Below are 21,056 nucleotides of genomic sequence, written 5' to 3'. Positions count from 1 at the left end.
TCCCAGGTCGTTTAGCTCAGCTGGGAGAGCACCTCCCTTACAAGGAGGGGGTCACTGGTTCGAGCCCAGTAACGACCACCATGCTTTGAAAAAAATGATACAGATGGGTCGTTAGCTCAGTCGGTAGAGCAGTTGACTTTTAATCAATTGGTCGCTGGTTCGAATCCAGCACGACCCACCATCATTCAGCTTTATCCCAGGTCGTTTAGCTCAGCTGGGAGAGCACCTCCCTTACAAGGAGGGGGTCACTGGTTCGAGCCCAGTAACGACCACCAGATTGAAAAAAAAAGCCCGCAGCATTGCGGGCTTTTTTGTATTCGCTCGTCAGGTGCGCAGCCGATCGAGTTCGTTGGCCAGCGTAGTTGCCGCCTGCTCCAGCTCCTCGCTCAAGAGGTGGCTGGCACTCGCCTCCTGCCCCAGGGCGGTGGCGGTATCCCCAATGCGCATCAGATTCTGGTTGATGGTATCGCTGACGGCGCTCTGCTGCTCGGCGGCGGTCGCCACCTGGCTGATGTGATCATGGATCTGCTGGATCTGGCTCACCACCTGATTGAGCGCCTCGAAGGCCTGCTCGGTTCCCTCGACCGTGCTGACGGATCGGGTGATGCCCGTATTCATCAGCTGCTGGCTGCTGGTGACCTCGGTTTGCAGACTGCCGATGAGCTGACCTATCTCGTCGGTGGATGAACGGGTCTTGTTGGCAAGGGCCCTCACCTCGTCCGCCACCACGGCAAAGCCCCTGCCCATGTCGCCAGCCCGCGCCGCCTCTATGGCCGCATTGAGTGCCAGCAGGTTGGTCTGCTCGGCGATGGCCCGGATCACGTCGAGAATGTGGCTGATGTTGGTGCTGCGCTGGGCCACCTGCGCCACCGCCTTGTCCGCCTGGTGCATGTCCTCGACCAGGGTGTGGATCTCGCTGCGGGCCCGGCTCAAGGTCTGCTGGGCCCTGTGGATATGGTGGGTGGCCGTTTCCGACTCTTGCGCCGCCTGCTCGGCATAACCCGCCACGCTGACCGCAGTGGTGCTCATCTCGTGCATGGCACTGACCACGCTCTCCAGCTCCAGACTCTGTTCATCCAGGCTGCTGCGCATGGCATCCGCTGTCTGCTTCATGCCCCTTGCCTGCTGGTGTACCTGCTGGCCAATCTGCTTGCTGCCCTGCACCATGGCCCTCAGTTTGCCGAGGAAGGCATTGAGGTACCCGCCGAGCTCGATGAGCTCCTGGTGGGTATCTATCTGCATCTGCTGGGTCAGATCCCCCTCATTGCTGGCGAGGTGGGAGACGTGGCGGCTGATGAGGGAGAGGGGGGCCGTGATGGTCTGAATGAACCAGACGAGCAGAGCCAGTGCCACCAGGGTGATGACGACTATGGCCATCAACTGCTGTTGCTGGGTGGCTTGCAGCAGGCTGCCAAGCTGGTTGCTGATGGTGTTGGCCTGACTGAGGGCGAGGGCCTTGGGCACCTTGATCATCAGCCACCACTGGCTGTCGGCGGCGTCGATCTTGATGGGTTGCTGCAGGATGAAGTCGCTGTCGCTATCCCTGGGCTTGCCATCTGGCGCCACCAGTCCGGCTTCCGTCAGGGGGCGCCCCAGCTTGTCTGCATGGCGGTTGCTGCCGACGATAAAGCCCATCTTGCTGACCAGGGTCACCTCGGCCTGATTGTCATACAGACTCTTGCCGAGGTGCTCGGCCAGTTGCTGGAAGATGGGCAGGTTCATGTCGACCCCGGCGATCCCGACAAACTTGCCCCCCTTGAGGATGGGGACCGTCAGGCTGGTCATCAGCATCTGCTTGCCAGGGCTTATCTCGTAGAGGTAGGGCTCCATCAGGCAGGGGCGCAGGCTGTCACGGCCACAGAGATACCACTCGCTGTTGCGAATGCCGAACTCGTTGCGCGAGGTATCGAACTTGGCTTCGCTGGTTGCCGCATCTATCTGCTGCTGCGCAATCTGGCCATTCTGCTCCCGGGTGAAGTACACCTCCAGACTGCCCTTGCCCGCGACCGAGTGTGTTGCCCCCGCCTGCCAGCTGGCATCCTGCCCGTCATAGCCATCGGGTTCGAACTGGGCATAGATGGAGCTGATCCCCTCAGCCTGACGCAGGCGGCTGCCAAGCAGCAGCTCCACCTGCGGGCGGCTCGGCATCAGCCCCGGCTGTGCCATGCCGTCTTCGAGCTGTGCGGCTATCCCCAGCGGTATCTGGTAGGACTGCTGCAACAGGTCGGCGATTTGCACGGCATAGCGCTCGGCCTGGAATTGCAGGGTGCGCGATACCTCCTGCTCCAGGGCGCCGCGAGTCTGGGTCATGATGTCATTGCGCAGGGTGTTCAGGGAGGCAGACTGCATCAGGGTCATGGCGACGCCACTGGCGAGAAAGAGGCCCAGGGTGAGCAGCAGCAACTTGGTTTTGAGCGAGCGTTGTTTCATTCGACAACTCCGCTTTTGGCAAGAATGACAACGATACATCCGGGCGGGTTCTGACCGTTTTACTGTACTGGATTTGTTGATGGGTTTGTGCGCGGCTTCTGGTTATAATTTTGGCCTTTCCAAGCGTTGATGGAACAGTCGCAATGAGCAATGCACTGAGCAGTGTCCCTCCGGTCATCGAGATGGACTATCCCTTTCCGGTCAAACCGGCTCCCCTGACTGCCGAACAGAAGGCGGCCCTGATCATCGAGATCAAGGCGCTGCTCGAGGCGCGTCAGGCCGTGCTGGTTGCCCACTACTACACGGATCCCGAGATCCAGGCGCTGGCCGAGGCCACCGGCGGTTTCGTCGGCGACTCCCTCGAGATGGCTCGCTTCGGTCGTGATCACGCCGCCCAGACCCTGATCGTGGCCGGTGTGCGCTTCATGGGGGAGACCTCCAAGATCCTGAGCCCCCACAAGCGGGTGCTGATGCCGACCCTGGAGGCGGAGTGCTCCCTGGATCTGGGCTGCCCCATCGACCAGTTCTCCGCCTTCTGCGATGCCCATCCCGACCATATAGTCGTGGTCTATGCCAATACCTCGGCGGCGGTGAAGGCGCGGGCCGACTGGGTGGTCACCTCCAGCATCGCGCTGGAGATAGTCGAGCACCTGGACAGCCAGGGCCACAAGATCATCTGGGGGCCGGACAGACACCTGGGTGCCTACATCGAGAAGAAGACGGGCGCCGAGATGCTGCGCTGGCAGGGTCACTGCATAGTCCACGACGAGTTCAAGGCCAAGGCCCTGCGCGAGCTCAAGGCCCAGAACCCGGATGCGGCCGTGCTGGTGCACCCGGAGTCCCCGGCTTCCGTCATCGAACTGGCGGATGCGGTGGGGTCTACCAGCCAGCTCATCAAGGCGGCCCGCGAGCTGCCCCAGCAGAAGCTGATCGTGGCGACCGATCGCGGCATCTTCTACAAGATGCAGCAGGCCTGCCCGGAGAAGGAGATGGTAGAGGCGCCGACCGGTGGCGATGGTGCCACCTGCCGCAGCTGTGCCCACTGTCCCTGGATGGCGATGAACGGTCTGGTGGCGATCAAGGAAGCGCTGACCGACGGCGCCGAGCGTCATGAGATCCATGTGGATGAGGCGCTGCGCCTGAAGGCCCTGATCCCGCTGGATCGCATGCTGAACTTCGCTGCCGAGCTCAAGCTCAAGACCCAGGGCAATGCCTGACCTTCTCTGATGACAGGATGCAAAGAGGGCTCCCGTGGGAGCCCTCTTTATTTATCCGTCTGACATATCGTCAGATGATCACGGTGGAGAAGCTGTGCTCCTCGTCCGGTACCACAGTGATGCCGGCGTCGGCGGTGATGGCTACCTCGACACAGAGGTTGGAGTGATAGCCGTCATCGCCCGGCCAGCCAGGCTTCAGATGATCACGGTAGAGAAGCTGTGCTCCTCGTCCGGTACAACAGTGATGCCGGCGTCGGCGGTGATGGCTACCTCGACACAGAGGTTGGAGTGATAGCCGTCATCGCCCGGCCAGGCTTCAGATGATCACGGTAGAGAAGCTGTGCTCATCGTCCGGTACAACAGTGATGCCGGCGTCTGCGGTGATGGCCGCCTCAACACAGAGGTTGGAGTGATAGCCTTCATCGCCCGGCCAGGCTTCAGATGATCACGGTAGAGAAGCTGTGCTCCTCGTCCGGTACAACAGTGATGCCGGCGTCTGCGGTGATGGCCGCCTCGACACACAGCATGGTGCGGTAGCCGTCGTCGCTCATGTCGGCCATGGCCGCGGCGCCCTCAGCCCAGGGATTCCAGACCACCACGCTGTCATGGTTGCCGCTCACCACCCGGGTGGTGCGATCCCCATCCTGCAGGCTGACCATGGGGTCGGGCTGGTTGTAGATGCGATCCATGGCGGCAGAGAGCGTCAGCGCCCCCTGTTGCTGCGCCTCCCGGCCGGTCAGCTTGTCATGGTAAGGCTCGCCGAGGCCGGTCACCTGAACGGCCTCCGGGCGGCTTATCTGCAGATAGGTGTGCAGGGCCGCGTTGTAGGTAAGGGGCGTCTTGCCGGTGTTGCGGGTGGTCAGCACCAGGGAGAGCTCCTTGCCCACCAGCACATCCAGCTCCAGCTCGAAGGCGTGGGGCCAGAGGGCACGGCTGGCGTCGGTGTCACGCAGAGACAGATGGACGAGGGTGCCATCCCCGTGATCGGAGACGCCATCCAGGGTCCACAGGCTGGTGCGGGCGAAGCCATGGGCGGGCTTTCCGCTGCCGACGCGAGCGGGGGAGGGGCCGAACCAGGGCCAGCACAGAGGGATACCGCCCCGGATCGGCTTGCTGCCATCCAGCACGGCCTTGTCGCTGAGCCAGATAGAGGCGGGTTCGCCGTGGCGCTGGTAGCTCAGCACATGGGCGCCAAACAGGCTGATCTCGGCCCTGGCATGCTGGTTGTCGATGGTCAGCAGAGGCTGGCCATCCGCTGGGTGGCTAAGGGTGCAGTGGGCAGTCAGAGTACGTGTCGGTTGCATGGCGATTCCTGTGTTCGGGCACATTCAGAAAGGGTCCGTGATTCAGAATACAAAAAGGCGGCCAATGGCCGCCTTTTTTCAAGCTACGCGATTGCGCATCCCAAATTACTTGGAGATGTGAGCGATCAGGTCCAGAACCTTGCTGGAGTAGCCCATTTCGTTGTCGTACCAGGAGACGACTTTCACGAAGGTCTTGTTCAGCTGGATACCAGCCTTGGCATCGAACACGGAAGTCTGACGCTCACCCAGGAAGTCGGTGGAAACCACTTCGTCTTCGGTGTAGCCCAGCACGCCCTTCATGGCGCCTTCGGAGGCAGCCTTCATGGCCTGGCAGATTTCAGCGTAGGAGGCTTCTTTCTTCAGGTTGACGGTCAGGTCAACGACGGACACGTCCGGAGTCGGAACGCGGAAGGCCATGCCGGTCAGCTTGCCGTTCAGTTCCGGGATGACCACGCCAACAGCCTTGGCAGCACCGGTGGAGGACGGGATGATGTTCTGAGCCGCACCGCGGCCACCGCGCCAGTCTTTGGCAGACGGACCATCAACGGTCTTCTGGGTAGCAGTGGTAGCGTGGACAGTGGTCATCAGGCCGGATTCGATACCGAAGGTATCGTTCAGAACCTTGGCGATGGGGGCCAGGCAGTTGGTGGTGCAGGAAGCGTTGGAAACGATGTCCTGGCCAGCGTAGGAGTTCTGGTTAACGCCCATGACGAACATCGGGGTGGCGTCTTTGGACGGACCGGTCAGTACGACTTTCTTGGCACCGGCAGCGATGTGCTTGCGAGCGGTCTCGTCGGTCAGGAACAGACCGGTAGCTTCGGCAACAACGTCAACACCGATGGCATCCCATTTCAGGTTTGCCGGGTCACGTTCAGCGGTAACACGTACGGTTTTGCCGTTGACAACCAGGTTGCCGTCTTTGACTTCAACGGTGCCCTTGAAGCGGCCGTGGGTGGAGTCGTACTTCAGCATGTAAGCCATGTAGTCAACGTCGATCAGATCGTTGATACCAACCACTTCGATGTCAGCACGCTCAGCGGCCAGACGGAAAACGAAACGACCGATACGGCCAAAACCGTTAATACCTACTTTGATAGTCATAATTGGTTACCTAACTGTTCAGTAGTCAAAGAAAATTCCGTTTGTAAATTTACTAGAACTCACCGGTGAGTCAACCAACAATCTGCGCGAAATTGCGCTATATCATGAAAAACTGTGAAATTTATTTTCGTTTTATGTAACTGGCTACCAACTTTTGTCGAATGCATCATCAGCGGATCCGGTCGCAGAGATCAACAATAGTGCCTGTCCGGTCACACATCCGGCCGGGGAGATATGTAAAAATGTGCGCGGTTTAGCATGGCCAAAGAGCCACTGTTCAAGTACCACCCATAAAAATTAATCACAAATAGTGTAGATAGAATCCACAGCGGGAATTCTCAAACTATGACCACCCTGATTGAACAGCTGGCTGCCGCCAAAGGTATCGCCAGTGAGTATGTTGATGCCTGGGGCCACCCGGCCCAGGTATCCGAAGAGAGCAAGGCCGCCATGCTGGGCGCCATGGGCTACCGCGTCGACGACGAGGCCGCCCTGACCGAGCAGCTGGAGCAGGAGCACCGTCAGCACTGGTTGCGGCCTCTGGATCCCGTGATGGTAGTGCGCAGTGGCGATCCCGTCAGCCTCGAGGTTCGTCTGCCCATCGAGTTCGTCAACGACGCCCTCCACTGGCAGATAGTGCTGGAACAGGGTGCCTTGTTGTCCGGCCAGCTGACCCCCATCGAAGGGGAACTGGTGGGCGTCGCCGAATTCGAAGAGATGGAGTGCCAGGCCTACAGGGTCGCGCTGGATGTGCAGCCGGAGCTCGGCTATCACCAGCTGGTGCTGCTGGAAGAGGGCAACGACGAGCCGCTCGCCACCATGCGCCTCATCGTCGCCCCCAAGTCCTGCTACAAGCAGGCGCCGATTGCCAACGGCCGCAAGGTGTGGGGCCCGAGCGTGCAGCTCTACTGCCTGCGCAGCCGCCACAACTGGGGCATAGGTGATTTCAGCGACCTCGGCCAGCTGGTCGAGAAGGCCGCCGCCTGGGGAGCCCACTTCGTGGGGCTGAACCCCATCCACGCCCTCTATCCTGCGAATCCCGAGAGTGCCAGCCCTTACAGCCCTTCTTCCCGTCGCTGGCTCAACGTGGCCTACATCAACGTGGAAGCCGTGCCCGAGTTTCTCGCCAACGAGCGGCTCAAGGCCGATGTGGCAAGCCCTGCCTTCCAGCAGCATCTGGCCTCCCTGCGGGCCAAGGAGAACGTGGATTACACCGGCGTCATCGAGACCAAGATCGGCATGCTGCGTCAGGTGTTCGATGAGGCCAGGCTCGGCGCCGAGCGTCAGGCTGCGTTCGATGCCTTCGTGGTCGCCGGTGGCGACAGCCTGCAACAGCAGGCCGCCTTCGATGCCCTGCAGGCCCACTTCTATGGCAAGGGTGAGAACGCCTGGGGCTGGCCGGTCTGGCCGGATGCCTTCCGCGATTACCACAACCCGGAAGTGGCGGCCTGGATGAAGGAGCACCGCCAGGATGTGAATTTCTACCTCTATCTGCAGTTCCTGGCCGATGAGCAGCTGGCACAAGCCGATGCCCGCGCCAAGGCGGCCGGCATGGTGATGGGGATCTACCGGGATCTGGCGGTGGGCGTCTCCGAAGGCTCCACCGAGATCTGGGCCAACCGGGATCTCTACTGCCCGAAAGCCTCGGTCGGTGCTCCCCCCGACATCCTGGGCCCCCTCGGCCAGAACTGGGGTCTGCCCCCCATGAACCCGAACCAGCTGTTCGAGGCGGCCTATCAGCCCATGGTGGATCTGTTCCGCGCCAACATGCGTGCCTGCGGCGCGCTGCGCATCGATCACGTGATGGCCTTGCTGCGGCTGTGGTGGGTTCCGCCCGGAGCGTCCGCCGCCAAGGGCGCCTACATCTACTATCCGGTCAACGACCTGCTGGGGATACTTGCCCTCGAGTCCCACCGCAACCAGTGCCTGCTGATCGGCGAGGATCTCGGCACTGTGCCGGAAGGCATAGATGTGACCCTCAAAGAGAACGGAGTCCACTCCTACAAGGTGTTCTTCTTCGAACGCTCCAAGGACGACGGCGGCTTCATCTCCCCGGCGCACTACACCGAGCAGGCGATGTCGGCCCTGACCACCCACGACATGCCGACCCTGAAGGGCTTCTGGCATTGCGACGATCTGGCGCTGGGTCGCGAGCTGGGCCTGTACCCGGATGAAGAGGTACTCAAGACCCTGTATGCTGATCGCCACCAGGCCAAGCAGCGGATCCTTGACAGCCTGCATGCCCATGGGGTCATCTCTGGCAACATCAGCCATGACGTGAACTGGGTCGGGATGAACACCGAACTCAACCATGGCCTGCAACTGCACATGTCCCGCGGCAGCTGTGCCCTGTTCAGCACCCAGCTGGAAGACTGGCTGGAGATGGACAAGCCGGTCAACGTGCCGGGCACCAGTTACGAATACCCGAACTGGCGTCGCAAGCTTTCAAAGGATCTGGAAGATATTTTTGCCGATGAGGCGCTCAAGGCGCTGGCGGGCAAGATGAGCCAGGCCCGTGACGAGGCCAGTCGTTGAGCCCCTGCTGTCAACATGTGACTCACTTTCATCCGCTTCGGCTCAGGCCGGAGCGGATGTTCAGCCATGAAAGGAAATGTCGATGCCCGTTGAACGTTTGGTTGCCGCCCGCTGTGCCGATCCCTTCTCCCATCTAGGCCTGCTGGCCAATCCGGATGGGCCAGGCCTGAAACTGACGGCCTGGTTGCCCGATGCGCTCGAGGTCCGGGTCAGGGACCTCAAGTCAGGCAAGATAGTTGCCACCCTGACCTCCGCCGACGAAGCGGGCCTTTTTGAAACTGTTTTCACTCGCCGCAAGAATCCCTTCCCCTATCAGCTGATCGCCAGCTACCCCGATGCCAGTGCCGAATCCATCGACCCTTACCAGTTCCAGGCTGCCGCCTGGGAAGGCCTGGCCGAGCTGAGCTTCCAGCCGGAAAACCTCTACCACACCCTGGGTGCCCAGCTGCGCACCGTGGAGCATCTCGGCCAGCGGGTGGCAGGGGTGCGCTTCGCCGTCTATGCGCCGAGCGCCACGGCGGTGAGCCTGATCGGCGATTTCAACTTCTGGGATGGCCGTCGCCACCCCATGCAGCGCAGCCAGTGCGGTCACTGGGTGCTGTTCGTGCCTGGCCTCAAGGCCGGGGATCGCTACAAGTTCGAGCTCAAAGACCCCATGGGCAACCGCCTGCCCCACAAGAGCGATCCCGTGGGCTTCTACTGCGAGCAGTATCCGTCGTTCGCCTCCGTCATCCACGACCACGAGCAGTACCAGTGGCAGGATGCCGCCTGGCGCGAGAGCCAGCGCAACGACAAGCGGGAGCAGCCGCTCTCCATCTACGAGCTGCACGTGGGCTCCTGGAAGCGTCACTCCAACGGCGACAGCCTGAACTGGCGCGAGCTGGCGGTGGAGCTGGTCAACTACGTCACCGAGATGGGGTACACCCACATCGAGCTGATGCCGGTCTCCGAGCACCCCTTCAGCGGCTCCTGGGGCTACCAGCCGGTGGGCATGTTCTCCCCCACCAGTCGCTACGGCAGTGCCGATGACTTCAAGCATTTCGTCGACGCCTGCCACCAGGCCGGCATAGGCGTCATCCTCGACTGGGTGCCGGCGCACTTCCCGGCGGATGCCCATGGCCTCGCCCGCTTCGACGGCACCCCGCTCTACGAGTACGAGGATCCGCGTCGTGGCTGGCACCCGGACTGGAACTCCTACATCTACGATTTCGGCCGCAACAACGTGCGCCAGTTCCTGGTGGCGAGCGCCCTGTTCTGGCTCGACAAGTTCCACATCGACGGCCTGCGGGTGGATGCGGTGGCCTCCATGCTCTATCTGGACTATTCCCGCAACGCCGGCGAGTGGGTGCCTAACGTCGACGGGGGCAACCACAACTACGAGGCGATCAGCCTGCTCAAGTGGACCAACGAGGAGGTCTACGGCAAGTATCCCCACGCCATGACCATAGCCGAGGAGTCCACCGCCTTTGCCGGGGTCTCCAGACCCACCTTCCTCGGTGGCCTCGGGTTTGGTTTCAAGTGGAATATGGGCTGGATGCACGACACCCTGAGCTACATGCAGAAGGAGCCGATCCACCGCCGCTATCACCACAACGAGATGACCTTCTCCATGGTCTATCACTATGACGAGAACTTCATCCTGGCCCTGTCCCACGACGAGGTGGTGCACGGCAAGCACTCCCTGCTCTACAAGATGCCCGGTGACGAGTGGCAGCAGGCCGCGAACCTGCGGGCCTACATGGGCTTCATGTATGGCCATCCGGGCAAGAAGCTCAACTTCATGGGTACCGAAATCGCCCAGAGCAACGAGTGGAATCACGATGCCCAGCTGCCCTGGCACCTGCTGCAATTCCCCAAGCACGGCGGCCAGCAGCGGCTGATCCGGGATCTCAACCGGCTCTATCGTCATGAAGCTGCCTTGTATCAGGCAGATTATGAGCAGAGCGGCTTCCGCTGGCTGGATCACAACGACGCCGACAACAGCATCTTCGCCTGGCTGCGCGCCGACAGGCAGGGGGCCAATCCTGTGGTGATCGCCTCCAACTTCACCCCGGTGCCGCGCCTCGCCTATCGCCTCGGGGTGCCGGCGGCGGGCCGCTATGCCGTGGTGCTCAACACCGACAGTGAGCATTACTGGGGCAGCAACTATGATGTGGGTTTGACCCTAGTCGCCGAGCCGACCCCCTGGCAGGGGATGGCGCACAGCATAGTGCTGGACTTGCCGCCGCTCGCGACCTTGTTCATCAAACAGGAGTCCTGATGTTTGTAATGGAAAATGGGGTGGACTATCCGCTGGGAGCCCGGCTCGACGAGGCAGGCTGCCACTTCTGCGTCTGGGCCCCCCAATCGGACAAGGTGGAGCTCTGTCTGTTCGACGAACAGGAGCAGGAGCTGGTCCGGCTGGCCCTGCCCGGTCGGCGCGGCCAATACAGATTCGGCTATGTGCGCGGGGTGCGGGCAGGTCAGCGTTACGGCTATCGGGTCCATGGCACGCCCCAGGAGGGGATGCTGTTCGACCCGGACAAGCTGCTGATCGACCCCTATGCCAGGGCGCTCAGCCGCGCGACCCGTTGGGATGATGACCTCTATCAGGGGGACAGTGCGGCCATGGTGGCCAAGTCGGTGGTGGTGGACGACGCCTTCGACTGGCAGGGCGTCGGCAAGCCCGCCATCCCCCCCGAGCGGGTGGTGCTCTACGAGACCCACGTCAAGGGCTTCACCCGCCAGCACCCCGGGGTGCCCGAGGCGCTGCGGGGCACCTACCTCGGCATCAGCCATCCGCTGATGATCGAACACCTGCTCTCTCTCGGGGTCACTTCGGTGCAGCTGATGCCGGTGGCCGCCTTCATGTCGGAGCCCAGGCTCGAGCAGCTTGGGCTGACCAACTACTGGGGCTACAACCCCATCGCCTTCTTCGCCCCCGAGCCGCGCTATGGGGCGGGGGAGGCGGTGACCGAGTTCAAGACCATGGTGCGCGAGCTGCACCGGGTCGGGCTCGAGGTGATACTGGACGTGGTCTACAACCACACCGCCGAGTCCGGTGCCGACGGCCCCATGCTCTCCCTCAAGGGGTTCGACAACGCTGGCTACTACGCCTTCGAATCCGGGGCCCACGGCCTGGACTACCAGCGCCACGCCAACGTCACCGGCTGCGGCAACAGCGTCAACCTGGATCACCCCAACAGCCTGCGCCTGGTGCTCGATGCCCTGCGCTACTGGGTCACCGAGATGCAGGTGGACGGTTTTCGCTTCGATCTGGCGGTCACCCTGGCGCGGGAGGCGGGGGAGTTCGATCCCATGAGCGCCTTCTTCAAGGCCCTGCTGGCGGATCCCGTGCTGGCGCGGGTCAGGCTGATTGCCGAGCCCTGGGACATAGGCCCCTTCGGCTATCGCCTGGGCCAGTTCCCGAGCCAGTGGCTGGAGATCAACGACCGCTATCGCGACACGGTACGCGCCTTCTGGCGCGGCGATGCGGGCAAAATGGGGGACTTCGCCACCCGGCTGGCGGGGTCGCGGGATCTCTTCCCGAAGAACTGGCGCTCCCCCCACACCAGCGTCAACTACCTCTGCTATCACGACGGCTTCACCCTGGAGGATCTGGTCTCCTACAACCAGCGCCACAACCAGGCCAACGGCGAAGACAACAGAGACGGCCACGGCAACAACCTCTCCTACAACCACGGGGTGGAGGGGCCGACCCTGGACCCCAGGGTGAACAACCTGCGCCAGCAGCAGAAGCGCAACCTGATCGCCACCCTGCTGCTCTCCCAGGGCACGCCGCACTTCCTGGCCGGGGACGAGATGGGCCGCAGCCAGCTCGGCAACAACAACGCCTATTGCCAGGACAACCAGATAAGCTGGGTCAACTGGCAGTTGCGCCCCGAAGATGAACGGCTGCTCGCCTTCACCCGCCAGATGATGGCGCTGCGGGCGGAGTCCGGGGTCTTCGCCAACCTGCAACTGAGCGACGATGAGTGGAATGGCAAGGCGACCAGCTGCCACAGGGTCAACTGGTATCACCCCGATGGCCATCAGCTCACCGATCAGGACTGGCACGCCCCCATGGGGCAGGCGTTCGCCATGGACATCGGCATGCTGACGTGCGGCGGGGAGCGCTGGTACGTGCTGTTCAACGCCAGCGACTACGACATCCAGTTCCGCCTGCCACCGCCGGGAGAAGGGCTGGAGTGGATCCAGACCATAGACACGGCCACCAACGACGGCCTGCCCTTCCTGCCTGACGACATCAAGCGGCAGGTGGCGGTGGGGCGCGCCCACTCCCTCAAATTGCTGGAGCGGGTTGCGCTGCCGGCGGTGGCGCTGGCCAAGGAAGGGGTGGTCGCCACGCCGGATGTTGCCGCCGTGTTGCCAACGGGATCACAGTTCCCGCTGGCGGGGTAGAGTCGGGGCGTCCGAGTGGGTATGCTGGGCGCCGTGATAAAAGGCAAGGAGTCAGTATGAAGGGCAACAATCCCGAGCAATGGCGCAGCAAGTTGAATACTGAGAGCCGAGCAGTGTCATGTTTTGGCAAGGGGTCAATATGAGCGGCAACAATCCCGAGCAGTGGCGTAGCAAGTTGAGCGCAGAGCAGTTTCACGTTTGCTGGGAGAAGGGCACAGAGCGCCCCTACAGCGGCGCCCTGCTGCACAATCGCAAGAGCGGCGACTATCTCTGCGTCTGCTGCAAGAGCGTACTGTTCCATGCGGATGCCAAGTTTGACTCCGGCTGCGGCTGGCCCTCCTTCGATCGGGCCATCGAGGGGACAGTGACCTACACAGAGGATCGCAGCCACGGCATGGCAAGGGTGGAGATCACCTGCAGCCAGTGCGGTTCCCACCTGGGTCACGTCTTCCCGGACGGGCCGACCGAGACAGGCCAGCGCTACTGCGTCAACAGCCTGAGCCTGGAGTTCGAGCCCGATACAGACGCCTGAAAGCTTTGGAAATGAAAAATGGCGCCTCCGCTTGCGGAGGCGCCATTTTTTATGGGGTCCTGGTTGACCCTCAGATCGGCAGCAGGCTGGCCCCCACCAGCAGGGCGGCGAGCGCCAGTATGGGCAGCCTGATGACGCGCAGCAGATAGAAGCCGATGGCGGCCAGCGCCAGATCGGTCGGGGCCAGCACGGCGCTCTGCCACACCGGCTGATAGAGGGCGGCCAGCAGCAACCCCACCACGGCGGCGTTGATGCCGGCCACGGCTCCCGCCAGCCTGGGGTGGGCCAGCCAGCGCTGCCAGCAGGGACCCAGGGCCCAGAGCAGCAAAAATCCCGGCAAAAATAGCGCGAGCGTTGCCAGCAGGGCGCCCGCCAGTGGCGCGGCAGGCAGCAGCTGGGCGCCCAGGTAGGTGGCCAGGGTGAACATGGGGCCAGGCACCAGCTGGGCCAGGCCGTAGCCGGTCAGGAACTGCTGCTCGCTGAGGCTGTGGCCGACGCTCTCCTGCAACAGGGGCAGCACCACGTGACCGCCGCCGAACACCAGGCTGCCCGCCCGATAGAAGTCGGCGATCAGCTGGCTGGCGGGGCCCTGGGCCAGCAGCGGCAGGCCGACAAACAGCAGGGCAAACAGCAGCAGGGTCGGCCAGTGGGGTTGGCGAGTCAGATCCTCTGAGGGGGCCTGCGCCGGCTCGCTCTGCTCACGGTAGGCGCAGAGCAGGGCCGCCCCCAGCAGCATGCCCAGCTGGGTCAGCAGGCCAGGCTGCCACCAGAGGGCGGCGGCGGTCGCCACCATGACTCCCTGTTGCAGCGCCGTCTTGCAGAACTGGCGGCTCATGGTGAGCACCGCATCGGCCACCACCACCAGCGCCAGCAGCTTGAGGCCGTGCAGGGCGGCATCCAGCCAGAGGTTGTTGCCGAGCTGCCCGAGGCCGATGGCGGCGGCCAGCAACATCAAGAAGGAGGGCAGGGTGAAGCCGGCAAAGGCGGCAAGCGCGCCCCCAAGGCCGGCCCGCTGGCGGCCGATGGCGAAGCCGAGCTGGCTGGAGGCGGGTCCCGGCAACAGCTGGCACAGGGCCAGCAACTGGGCAAACTCGGCCTGGCTCAGCCAGCCCAGGCGCTGGACGAAGGTGCGCTGGAAGTAGCCGATATGGGCGGCCGGCCCGCCGAAACTGATGCAGCCGAGCCACAGAAATTGAAGGAATACCTGTCCCACCACTCACTCCCCGTTGTCATCGTTGATGGGCGGGATGATATGACAAAGCGATGACTTTTTTATGACAATTCGCGCTGGTGTGGCTGTGGCAATTAGCCGCGAGCCAGTCAGTAGGGGATGGTCATTCTGTCGGCTGAGGCAGATGGCAGCGTCCCGCCAGCCGGCAGGGGATGGGGATTAGGTCGGCTGGCCTGGTTGCGGCAGATGGCGGCTTTTACGTTACAGACTGCGGCAGATAGCAGCGTCCCGCCAGCCAGCAGGGGATGGGGATTAGGTCGGCTGGTCTGGTTGTGGCAAGTAACAGCGACCAGCCAGCTGGCAAGCGATGGTCACGCTGTCGGCTGAGGCAGATAGCAGCGCCCCGCCAGCCAGCAGGCGATGGACTGGCGGCTGGCATCGAAGTGGGGCTCGGGCAGCGCGCGGGGATCGCACCAGACCCAGCCCTCGCACTTCTCAGGCTCCAGCAGTTGCGGCTCCCCTTCCACCTCGGCCAGCAGGGTGACAGAGATGTAGTGCAGCCCGCTCTCGCGCCAGGTCTCCAGGTTGTTGGTGACGGCGATGACGCTGGGGTTGGTGATGAGAAAACCCGTCTCCTCGGCCACCTCCCGGATCGCCGCCGACTCGAAGCTCTCGCCAAGCTCCAGATGGCCGCCGGCGATGGACCAGTAGGGGGCGTGGCTGCCTTTGCGCTTGCCGAGCAGCACCTGGCCCTGATGGTTGACGAGGATGACACCGACCCCGACGCGGGGATAGGGAGTGGACATAAGAAGAGCTCCTTGCTGTGGCTGTGCGACGAGGGGCATCGACCACCGACGCCGGGACAAGACGTGGCAGGGATGGGCAGGGCACCCTGCCGACCCGGCATGGCACCATAAAAAACGGGCCCACCTTAGGACGGATGGGCCCGTTTCGCAAGTCGCCGCTGGAGGAGCCCGAGGGCGCGGGAGCTTGCCGTTTCTCTATCTGCCAATCAGATGGCTATCGCTAATCGCATCTGCCAAGCAGATGGTAGAAACGGGGAATGAGGCTCCCCGGTGCGTGGCTGGCCGTCAGCCCAGCTTGACCAGCATCTTGCCGGTGTTGCGGCCCTCGAACAGCCCGATAAAGGCCTGCGGCATGCTGGCCAGCCCCTCGCTGATGGTCTCCTCGGCCTGCAGGGCGCCGGCCTCGAAGGCGGGGATGGCCTCGGCCAGGAACTCCCCGTAGTGCTGCCAGTGATCGGAGACCAGCAGCCCCTGCATCAGGAGGCGTTTGCGGATCATCTGGGAGAGGTTGCGCGGGCCGCTCCCCTGGCCATTGCTGTTGTACTGCTCGATGAGGCCGCACAGGACGATGCGCCCGTGCAGCGCCATGTGGTTGAGGGCCGCGTCCAGCATGGCGCCCCCCACGTTCTCGAAATAGACCTGAATGCCTGCCGGGGCGAGTCGGGCCAGCTCGGCGTCGAGATCCGGCGTCTCCCTGTAGTTGATCACCGCATCCGCCCCGAGCGTCTCGAGGTAGGCGACCTTGTCGGCCGAGCCGGTGGAGCCGATCACCCGGGCACCGGCCCGCTTGGCGAGCTGCACCGCCATGGTGCCGACCGCGCCGGAGGCCGCCGAGACCAGCAGGGTCTCACCGGCCTGCAGGCGGGCGACCTTGTGCAAGCCCGCCCAGGCAGTCATGCCCGGCATGCCGAGGGCGCCGAGGAAGAGCTGGGAGGGCAGCGCCGTGGCGGGCAACCGGGTCAGCTGCTCCCCCTTGGCGACGAAGGCATCCCGCCAGCCCAGCATGCTGCTCACCTGGTCACCCACCTGGAAGTCGGGGTGACGGGAGGCCTGCACGGTGCCGATGGCGCCGCCGTCGAGGGGGCCGTTCAGGGGGAAGGGGGGCACATAGCTCTTGGCCTCGCTCATGCGACCGCGCATGTAAGGGTCCACCGACAACCACTGGTTGGTCACCAGCACCTCGCCCTCCTGCAGGGCGGGCAGGGGCACTTCCCTGAGGGCGAAATCGTCCGGGGTGGGGAGGCCGGTGGGGCGGCGCAGCAGTTGGATCTGATGGCTGATCGGGGTCATGGTCGTTCTCCAGCGGGGTAGGGGGCAGTCGACGCCGCGCCAGCCAAGGGGGAGGCGGCGGCTCGGACATTCTGTTTGTGTGCAAACTAAAATCAGGTTAATCCCGAAAAGAGGGGGTGACAACTGTTTTGTGTGCAAATTATTCAGGCATCAGTTGTCCTGGGGTATACTGGCCCCAGTCGTCAGCGAGGTGCCCCATGAGTGAATTGAAAAAGCAGGTCTGTTTTGCCCTCTACAGCGCCTCCAATGCGGTGATGCGCGCCTACAGGCCGCTCCTGGACAAGCTGGATCTCACCTACACCCAGTACCTGGTGATGCTGTCGCTCTGGGCGCGGGACGAGGTCAGCCTCAAGGAGATTGGCCAGGAGACAGGGCTGGATGCGGGCACCCTGACCCCCATCGTCAAGCGGCTGGAGAGCAAGGGCTGGCTGACCCGCACCGTCTCCAGCGAAGACGAGCGGCAAAAATGCATCCGCCTGACCGAGGCGGGGCGCCAGCTGCAGCAGGGAGTCAGGGAGTGCTGCTTGGCGGACAACCTGCGCAATCAGGTGGATCTGGCCGATGCCGAGCTGGCCGAGCTCAAGCGACTCTGCGATCGCGTGGCGACCCAGCTCGGGCGCTGAATCCTCTTCCTCTTGCCTGGAGTCATCCGATGAAACCCTGGTTACCCTTGCTTGTTCTGCTGCTCGGTGGCTGCGCCGGCGGCACCCAGCCCCCGTCCGAGTTGCGGATCGATGATGCGGATGCCTGGCAGGCCCTCTGCAAGGATGGCGTCCGGGTCAGGGCCATCAGCGAGGAGGGGATCTGCGCGGATCACCGCGGCCTGGCCATGTGGACGAATAAGCCAAGGGCGGTTCGAATGGCAGAGGAAGTCGCCAAATAGTGTGATCCAGACGCCATAAAATGACACGACCGGCCCCTTGGCCGGTTTTTTTCGCGATCTCGCCTGCACTTTGCGGCCTTGTTCATGGTGCACTCATGCTTCCCTTTCCATACTGGCCCCACAGTTTCATGAGAGGAGAGAGAGATGCAGTCATCCATCGTCGGGCTCTCCATTCTGTGGGGGCTGGCCAGTTTTGGTGTTCAGGGGGATTTCATCGAGAGCCGTGATTCCGTTGCGCCGTCCTGGCAAGCCGAGTCCAGAGTGGAGATGGAAGGTTATCTGATTGAGTCGCTCGGCGAAGATCGCTGGGTGTTCGACAACGGCAGCGAGAGTCTGCTGGTCTCCCTGCCCGAGGGGCAGTGGGTGTCAGAGGGGGAGCGGTTGCGACTGAGCGGCGAACCCCAGCAGGAGCAGGCCGGCTGGCTGTTGCAGGTGCAGGACGTCAGCCAGGTCGGCGTCTGATCCGGTCAGTTCCCGGTGACACAAGATACAAAGAGGAGGCCTGGGCCTCCTCTTGCTTTTTGCGTCTCTCGCCCTCAGCCCAGGTGGTTGAGGGGCAGCGCCGTCTTGTGCTTGATGCGGCGCAGCACGAAGCTGGAGCGCACCCCGGTCACCCCGGAGATGTGGGTCAGCTTGTCCAGCAGGAAGTGCTGGTAGTGCTCCATGTCCCGCACCACCACCTTGAGCTGGTAGTCGGCGTCGTTGCCGGTGATGAGGTCGCATTCGAGCACCTCGGGCAGATCCTGGATGGCCCGATCGAAGTTTTCGAACCGCTCGGGGGTGTGCCTGTCCATGGAGATGTGAATGTAGGCGGTGAGGGTGAGCCCCAGCTGGCGGGCGTTGAGCAGGGTGACGTGGGTATCGATGAGACCGGCATCCTCCAGCGCCTTGACCCGGCGCGAGCAGGGGGAGGGGGAGAGCCCGACCAGTTCGGCCAGCTCCAGGTTGCTGATGCGGCCATTCTCCTGCATCAACTCCAGAATATGCCTGTCTATGCGATCAAGTTTCAGCATTCTCCGTTCCTCGTTGCAATTACTGATTCACTTTTCCTAGATTAAGGGTGAACTATTGCAAAAACAACTGAAAATACCTACTACTTCACAACCACTCACCGCACCGGCAGGCGTACCATGGTTTCATCTTCCGGTGGCAAGACAGATGCCCGACCAGGCCTCTGTGGTGAAGGACCTTACCGGGTCAACAACCCCATCAGCCGTCCGACCTTATCGGGAAACGACGGGCTGGAACGAGAGCATCCCCTCCCCGAAGGCAACAAAGCAGGCATCCCGGCGCCTGCTTTGTTGTTTTTGCGCGCCGGCATCCTCAGGCCTGCGGCGGCCGGATGCGATAGAGGCAGCGCCTGTCCCCCTCCAGCAGGTACTGCTCCCGCTCCACCCCGGCCGGTGCCAGCAACTGGCGAAACAGCGCCAGCTCGCTCCGGCAAAAGCCCCGGCAGGCCCGCGCCGCGGCGCAGATGGGGCAGTGACTCTCCCACCATAGCCAGCTGCCATCCTCCTCCTGGCTCATGTCCGCCATATAGCCCTCCCGGCTGCGCAGCTCCTTGAGCGCGGTCAGCCGATCCGCCAGCGCCGGCTGGGTCAGCCTGGCCTGATAGCGGCTCAGCATCTGCTGCTCCCGCCGTGCGATCAGTTGATCCAGGCCGCTCTCGCCAAACAGCTGCTGCACGTCGTCGATAAGCTGCAGGGTCAGCTCGCTGTGGGTGTCGGGGAAGCGCTGCCAAGCCTGCTCGGTCAGGTGCCAGAGTCGTACCGGGCGACCACGGCCCCGCGCCTCGTCGCTAAAGCCCACCCAGCCGTCGGCCTCCAGCGCCGTCAGATGCTGGCGGGCGCCCATGGAGGTCATCTGCAGCTGCTCCCCCAGCGCGGCGGCACTCTGGGGGCCGTGAGTCTTAAGCAGGTAGAGGATCTTGTCGGTACTGGCGTTCATGGGGTGGATCTCGTTATCGACAGGCGTTCGCTGCGGGAAAGCCAGGGCGGCACTGGCGTTGATAGGGTCATTATGGGCAGCGGCCTCATTTAAATCAATAATTCACTTTACTTAATGCCATTCCCTTCGCAGTATAAATAAACCAATAACTTTATTTAATGAGGCGAAGATGGAAGGGATCAAGGGACAGGCAACCCTCTGGGTATTGGTGATGACGGTGACCCTGGCGGTGGCGGGCTTCAGTCTGCCCTCGCCGGTGCTGGCGCCGCTGATGCTGGATCCGGCCCAGGGCATGTTGACGCCCGAGGCGTCTGACTGGAGCCGCAAGCTGTGGCTCGGGGTCATCATGGGGCTCTATCCGCTGTTTCAACTGCTGGGGGCCCCCTGGCTGGGCAAGCTGTCGGATCGCCATGGCCGCAAGCCGGTGCTGACCCTCTGCCTGGTGGGCGTGCTGGCGGGTTATGTGCTGATGGCCCTGGGGATCGCCTGGCGCTCCCTACCGCTCTTGCTGCTGAGCCGGGTGGTGGAGGGCTTCTTCAACGGCGACATCGCCATCGTCCAGGCCATGGCGGCAGACATGAGCACGGCCAAAACCAAGGCGCGCAACTTCGCCCGCATCAACATCGGCATGAACCTGGGCTGGGTGCTGGGCCCCATGATAGGGGGCTATGCCGCCGTGGTGTCGGGGGATTACAGCCTGGCGGCCTGGCTGGCGGTGGCCATGACGGCGGGCAACCTGTTGCTGGTGCTCTGGCTGCTGCCCAACCGGCCACCGGTACCGGCAGAGCAGGAGCTGGCCTCCCTCTCGACCCGTCAGTTGCTGTTGCAACCCCGCCTCCTGCCCTACTTCGTGCTGACTCTGCTCAGCTACGGGGCGGTGCAGCTCTACTTCACCTACTTCAACGTCTGGCTGGTGGAGCGGCTCTCCTGGGATCCGGTGCAGCTGGCCCAGGCTGCCGTGCTGGTGAGCGTGCCCATGATGCTGGGTTCCTGGCTCGGGGAGCAGTTGGCCCGCCACTGGCGCGGCAGCTCCCTCGGCATCGTCGGACATCTGGTGATGGCGGCGGGCATGCTGATGTTCATCCTGCCGACCCAGTGGTGGGGGCTGGCGCTCACCTTCATTCCGGCCGGCATCGGCATGAGCCTGGGGGAGCTCGCCACCTCGGTGGCCATCTCCAATCGCAGCCATGCCAGCCAGCAGGGGCAGGCGATGGGGATCTATCGCGGCCTGGCGGTGGGCAGCGAGATCCTGGCGGTGGTGCTCGGCAGCCTGGCGCTGCTGGCAGGCACCGAGTGGCCCTTCTATCTGGCGGCGCTCTGCGGCGTGATCTGCGCCCTCGGCTTCTACGGGTTGCGCAGACGGGCGGACAGGCGAAGCGCCGTGGCCGCCTGCGTCGAGCCGGGCTGACGAAGGGCGAGGGGATCACAGATTGGCGCCG

At 63.2% G+C, this 21,056-nt stretch carries 17 protein-coding genes, 3 tRNA genes and 1 pseudogene; 12 read left to right on the top strand and 9 right to left on the bottom strand.

What is annotated here, in order from left to right; genetic code table 11:
• Positions 1 to 5 precede the first annotated feature (5 nt).
• The 3 genes from AC3WR3_RS19455 to AC3WR3_RS19445 all read left to right on the top strand — a co-directional run bounded on the left by AC3WR3_RS19455 (position 6) and on the right by AC3WR3_RS19445 (position 275).
• A tRNA-Val gene (locus AC3WR3_RS19455) sits at positions 6 to 81 on the top strand.
• A gap of 24 nt (positions 82 to 105) precedes the next feature.
• A tRNA-Lys gene (locus AC3WR3_RS19450) sits at positions 106 to 181 on the top strand.
• A gap of 18 nt (positions 182 to 199) precedes the next feature.
• A tRNA-Val gene (locus AC3WR3_RS19445) sits at positions 200 to 275 on the top strand.
• 49 nt (positions 276 to 324) lie between these two features.
• Here AC3WR3_RS19445 and AC3WR3_RS19440 read toward each other — a convergent pair.
• A complete protein-coding gene (locus tag AC3WR3_RS19440; protein WP_492293038.1) occupies positions 325 to 2,430 on the bottom strand; it encodes a methyl-accepting chemotaxis protein in 2,106 nt (701 codons plus the stop codon).
• A gap of 143 nt (positions 2,431 to 2,573) precedes the next feature.
• On the opposite strand from AC3WR3_RS19440, the gene nadA reads away from it, so the two are divergent.
• A complete protein-coding gene (nadA, locus tag AC3WR3_RS19435; RefSeq protein WP_265437453.1) occupies positions 2,574 to 3,647 on the top strand; it encodes a quinolinate synthase NadA in 1,074 nt (357 codons plus the stop codon).
• 195 nt (positions 3,648 to 3,842) lie between these two features.
• On the opposite strand, the pseudogene AC3WR3_RS19430 reads toward nadA, so the two are convergent.
• The 3 genes and pseudogenes from AC3WR3_RS19430 to gap form a co-directional block, all read right to left on the bottom strand.
• A pseudogene (locus AC3WR3_RS19430) lies at positions 3,843 to 3,956 on the bottom strand (D-hexose-6-phosphate mutarotase); the annotation flags it as partial.
• Between the two features lie 128 nt (positions 3,957 to 4,084).
• On the bottom strand, positions 4,085 to 4,951 hold the full coding sequence (locus tag AC3WR3_RS19425) for a D-hexose-6-phosphate mutarotase (protein ID WP_492293035.1): 867 nt from the start codon (positions 4,949 to 4,951) through the stop codon (positions 4,085 to 4,087).
• A gap of 105 nt (positions 4,952 to 5,056) precedes the next feature.
• Positions 5,057 to 6,052 carry a type I glyceraldehyde-3-phosphate dehydrogenase gene (gap, locus tag AC3WR3_RS19420; RefSeq protein ID WP_139439088.1) on the bottom strand — a complete coding sequence of 332 codons (996 nt, stop codon included), beginning with the start codon at positions 6,050 to 6,052 and terminating at the stop codon, positions 5,057 to 5,059.
• Between the two features lie 345 nt (positions 6,053 to 6,397).
• Between gap and malQ the strand changes: the two genes are divergently transcribed.
• The 4 genes from malQ (at position 6,398) to msrB (ending at position 13,520) form a co-directional block, all read left to right on the top strand.
• Complete coding sequence (gene malQ / locus AC3WR3_RS19415) at positions 6,398 to 8,587, top strand: 4-alpha-glucanotransferase (RefSeq protein ID WP_492293033.1); 2,190 nt, start codon at positions 6,398 to 6,400, stop codon at positions 8,585 to 8,587.
• 82 nt (positions 8,588 to 8,669) lie between these two features.
• Positions 8,670 to 10,847, top strand: a complete 2,178-nt coding sequence (gene glgB / locus AC3WR3_RS19410; protein WP_492293031.1) for a 1,4-alpha-glucan branching protein GlgB — start codon at positions 8,670 to 8,672, stop codon at positions 10,845 to 10,847.
• Entirely contained in the window at positions 10,847 to 12,988 is a 2,142-nt protein-coding gene (gene glgX, locus AC3WR3_RS19405; RefSeq protein ID WP_492293029.1) for a glycogen debranching protein GlgX, read from the top strand. Before glgB ends, glgX begins: the two co-directional genes overlap by 1 nt.
• A 139-nt stretch (positions 12,989 to 13,127) precedes the next feature.
• Complete coding sequence (msrB, locus tag AC3WR3_RS19400) at positions 13,128 to 13,520, top strand: peptide-methionine (R)-S-oxide reductase MsrB (protein WP_202047849.1); 393 nt, start codon at positions 13,128 to 13,130, stop codon at positions 13,518 to 13,520.
• A gap of 70 nt (positions 13,521 to 13,590) precedes the next feature.
• Here msrB and chrA read toward each other — a convergent pair whose 3' ends face one another.
• From chrA to AC3WR3_RS19385, 3 genes are all read right to left on the bottom strand, one after another.
• Positions 13,591 to 14,733 (bottom strand): chromate efflux transporter, encoded by a 1,143-nt coding sequence (gene chrA / locus AC3WR3_RS19395; RefSeq protein WP_492293027.1) that lies wholly within the window; start codon positions 14,731 to 14,733, stop codon positions 13,591 to 13,593.
• Between the two features lie 329 nt (positions 14,734 to 15,062).
• The gene (locus AC3WR3_RS19390) at positions 15,063 to 15,497 is read right to left on the bottom strand and encodes a nucleotide triphosphate diphosphatase NUDT15 (RefSeq protein WP_139439097.1); all 435 of its coding nucleotides are present in this window, start codon (positions 15,495 to 15,497) and stop codon (positions 15,063 to 15,065) included.
• 285 nt (positions 15,498 to 15,782) lie between these two features.
• Positions 15,783 to 16,787, bottom strand: a complete 1,005-nt coding sequence (locus AC3WR3_RS19385) for an NADP-dependent oxidoreductase (RefSeq protein ID WP_492293024.1) — start codon at positions 16,785 to 16,787, stop codon at positions 15,783 to 15,785.
• A 197-nt stretch (positions 16,788 to 16,984) separates the two neighbouring features.
• Between AC3WR3_RS19385 and AC3WR3_RS19380 the strand changes: the two genes are divergently transcribed.
• The 3 genes from AC3WR3_RS19380 (at position 16,985) to AC3WR3_RS19370 (ending at position 18,132) form a co-directional block, all read left to right on the top strand.
• The gene (locus AC3WR3_RS19380; RefSeq protein WP_162627388.1) at positions 16,985 to 17,410 is read left to right on the top strand and encodes a MarR family winged helix-turn-helix transcriptional regulator; all 426 of its coding nucleotides are present in this window, start codon (positions 16,985 to 16,987) and stop codon (positions 17,408 to 17,410) included.
• A gap of 29 nt (positions 17,411 to 17,439) precedes the next feature.
• Complete coding sequence (locus tag AC3WR3_RS19375; RefSeq protein ID WP_492293021.1) at positions 17,440 to 17,670, top strand: hypothetical protein; 231 nt, start codon at positions 17,440 to 17,442, stop codon at positions 17,668 to 17,670.
• A gap of 144 nt (positions 17,671 to 17,814) precedes the next feature.
• Positions 17,815 to 18,132, top strand: a complete 318-nt coding sequence (locus AC3WR3_RS19370; RefSeq protein ID WP_005324594.1) for a single stranded DNA-binding domain-containing protein — start codon at positions 17,815 to 17,817, stop codon at positions 18,130 to 18,132.
• Between the two features lie 74 nt (positions 18,133 to 18,206).
• Here AC3WR3_RS19370 and AC3WR3_RS19365 read toward each other — a convergent pair whose 3' ends face one another.
• Together AC3WR3_RS19365 and AC3WR3_RS19360 are read right to left on the bottom strand one after the other, a co-directional pair.
• Positions 18,207 to 18,683, bottom strand: coding sequence for an Lrp/AsnC family transcriptional regulator (locus AC3WR3_RS19365; protein WP_025325819.1), 477 nt, complete (start codon positions 18,681 to 18,683; stop codon positions 18,207 to 18,209).
• A 310-nt stretch (positions 18,684 to 18,993) separates the two neighbouring features.
• Positions 18,994 to 19,617 (bottom strand): helix-turn-helix transcriptional regulator, encoded by a 624-nt coding sequence (locus tag AC3WR3_RS19360; RefSeq protein ID WP_202047854.1) that lies wholly within the window; start codon positions 19,615 to 19,617, stop codon positions 18,994 to 18,996.
• A 169-nt stretch (positions 19,618 to 19,786) separates the two neighbouring features.
• On the opposite strand from AC3WR3_RS19360, the gene AC3WR3_RS19355 reads away from it, so the two are divergent.
• The gene (locus AC3WR3_RS19355) at positions 19,787 to 21,025 is read left to right on the top strand and encodes an MFS transporter (RefSeq protein WP_492293018.1); all 1,239 of its coding nucleotides are present in this window, start codon (positions 19,787 to 19,789) and stop codon (positions 21,023 to 21,025) included.
• Positions 21,026 to 21,056: the final 31 nt, after the last annotated feature.

This window comes from Aeromonas sp. EU05-FHT14A05, assembly GCF_058791175.1.
This window is presented reverse-complemented; position numbering and strand designations above follow the sequence as displayed.

Excerpts from the sequence above, each read along its gene's own strand:
- AC3WR3_RS19375 (WP_492293021.1), top strand. The coding sequence starts at position 17,440 with ATGAAACCCTGGTTACCCTTGCTTGTTCTGCTGCTCGGTGGCTGCGCC.
- glgB (WP_492293031.1), top strand. The coding sequence starts at position 8,670 with ATGCCCGTTGAACGTTTGGTTGCCGCCCGCTGTGCCGATCCCTTCTCC.
- AC3WR3_RS19385 (WP_492293024.1), bottom strand. The coding sequence starts at position 16,787 with ATGACCCCGATCAGCCATCAGATCCAACTGCTGCGCCGCCCCACCGGC.
- nadA (WP_265437453.1), top strand. The coding sequence starts at position 2,574 with ATGAGCAATGCACTGAGCAGTGTCCCTCCGGTCATCGAGATGGACTAT.
- gap (WP_139439088.1), bottom strand. The coding sequence starts at position 6,052 with ATGACTATCAAAGTAGGTATTAACGGTTTTGGCCGTATCGGTCGTTTC.
- AC3WR3_RS19425 (WP_492293035.1), bottom strand. The coding sequence starts at position 4,951 with ATGCAACCGACACGTACTCTGACTGCCCACTGCACCCTTAGCCACCCA.
- AC3WR3_RS19390 (WP_139439097.1), bottom strand. The coding sequence starts at position 15,497 with ATGTCCACTCCCTATCCCCGCGTCGGGGTCGGTGTCATCCTCGTCAAC.
- AC3WR3_RS19440 (WP_492293038.1), bottom strand. The coding sequence starts at position 2,430 with ATGAAACAACGCTCGCTCAAAACCAAGTTGCTGCTGCTCACCCTGGGC.
- glgX (WP_492293029.1), top strand. The coding sequence starts at position 10,847 with ATGTTTGTAATGGAAAATGGGGTGGACTATCCGCTGGGAGCCCGGCTC.
- malQ (WP_492293033.1), top strand. The coding sequence starts at position 6,398 with ATGACCACCCTGATTGAACAGCTGGCTGCCGCCAAAGGTATCGCCAGT.
- AC3WR3_RS19380 (WP_162627388.1), top strand. The coding sequence starts at position 16,985 with ATGAGTGAATTGAAAAAGCAGGTCTGTTTTGCCCTCTACAGCGCCTCC.
- AC3WR3_RS19365 (WP_025325819.1), bottom strand. The coding sequence starts at position 18,683 with ATGCTGAAACTTGATCGCATAGACAGGCATATTCTGGAGTTGATGCAG.
- AC3WR3_RS19360 (WP_202047854.1), bottom strand. The coding sequence starts at position 19,617 with ATGAACGCCAGTACCGACAAGATCCTCTACCTGCTTAAGACTCACGGC.
- msrB (WP_202047849.1), top strand. The coding sequence starts at position 13,128 with ATGAGCGGCAACAATCCCGAGCAGTGGCGTAGCAAGTTGAGCGCAGAG.
- AC3WR3_RS19355 (WP_492293018.1), top strand. The coding sequence starts at position 19,787 with ATGGAAGGGATCAAGGGACAGGCAACCCTCTGGGTATTGGTGATGACG.
- AC3WR3_RS19370 (WP_005324594.1), top strand. The coding sequence starts at position 17,815 with ATGCAGTCATCCATCGTCGGGCTCTCCATTCTGTGGGGGCTGGCCAGT.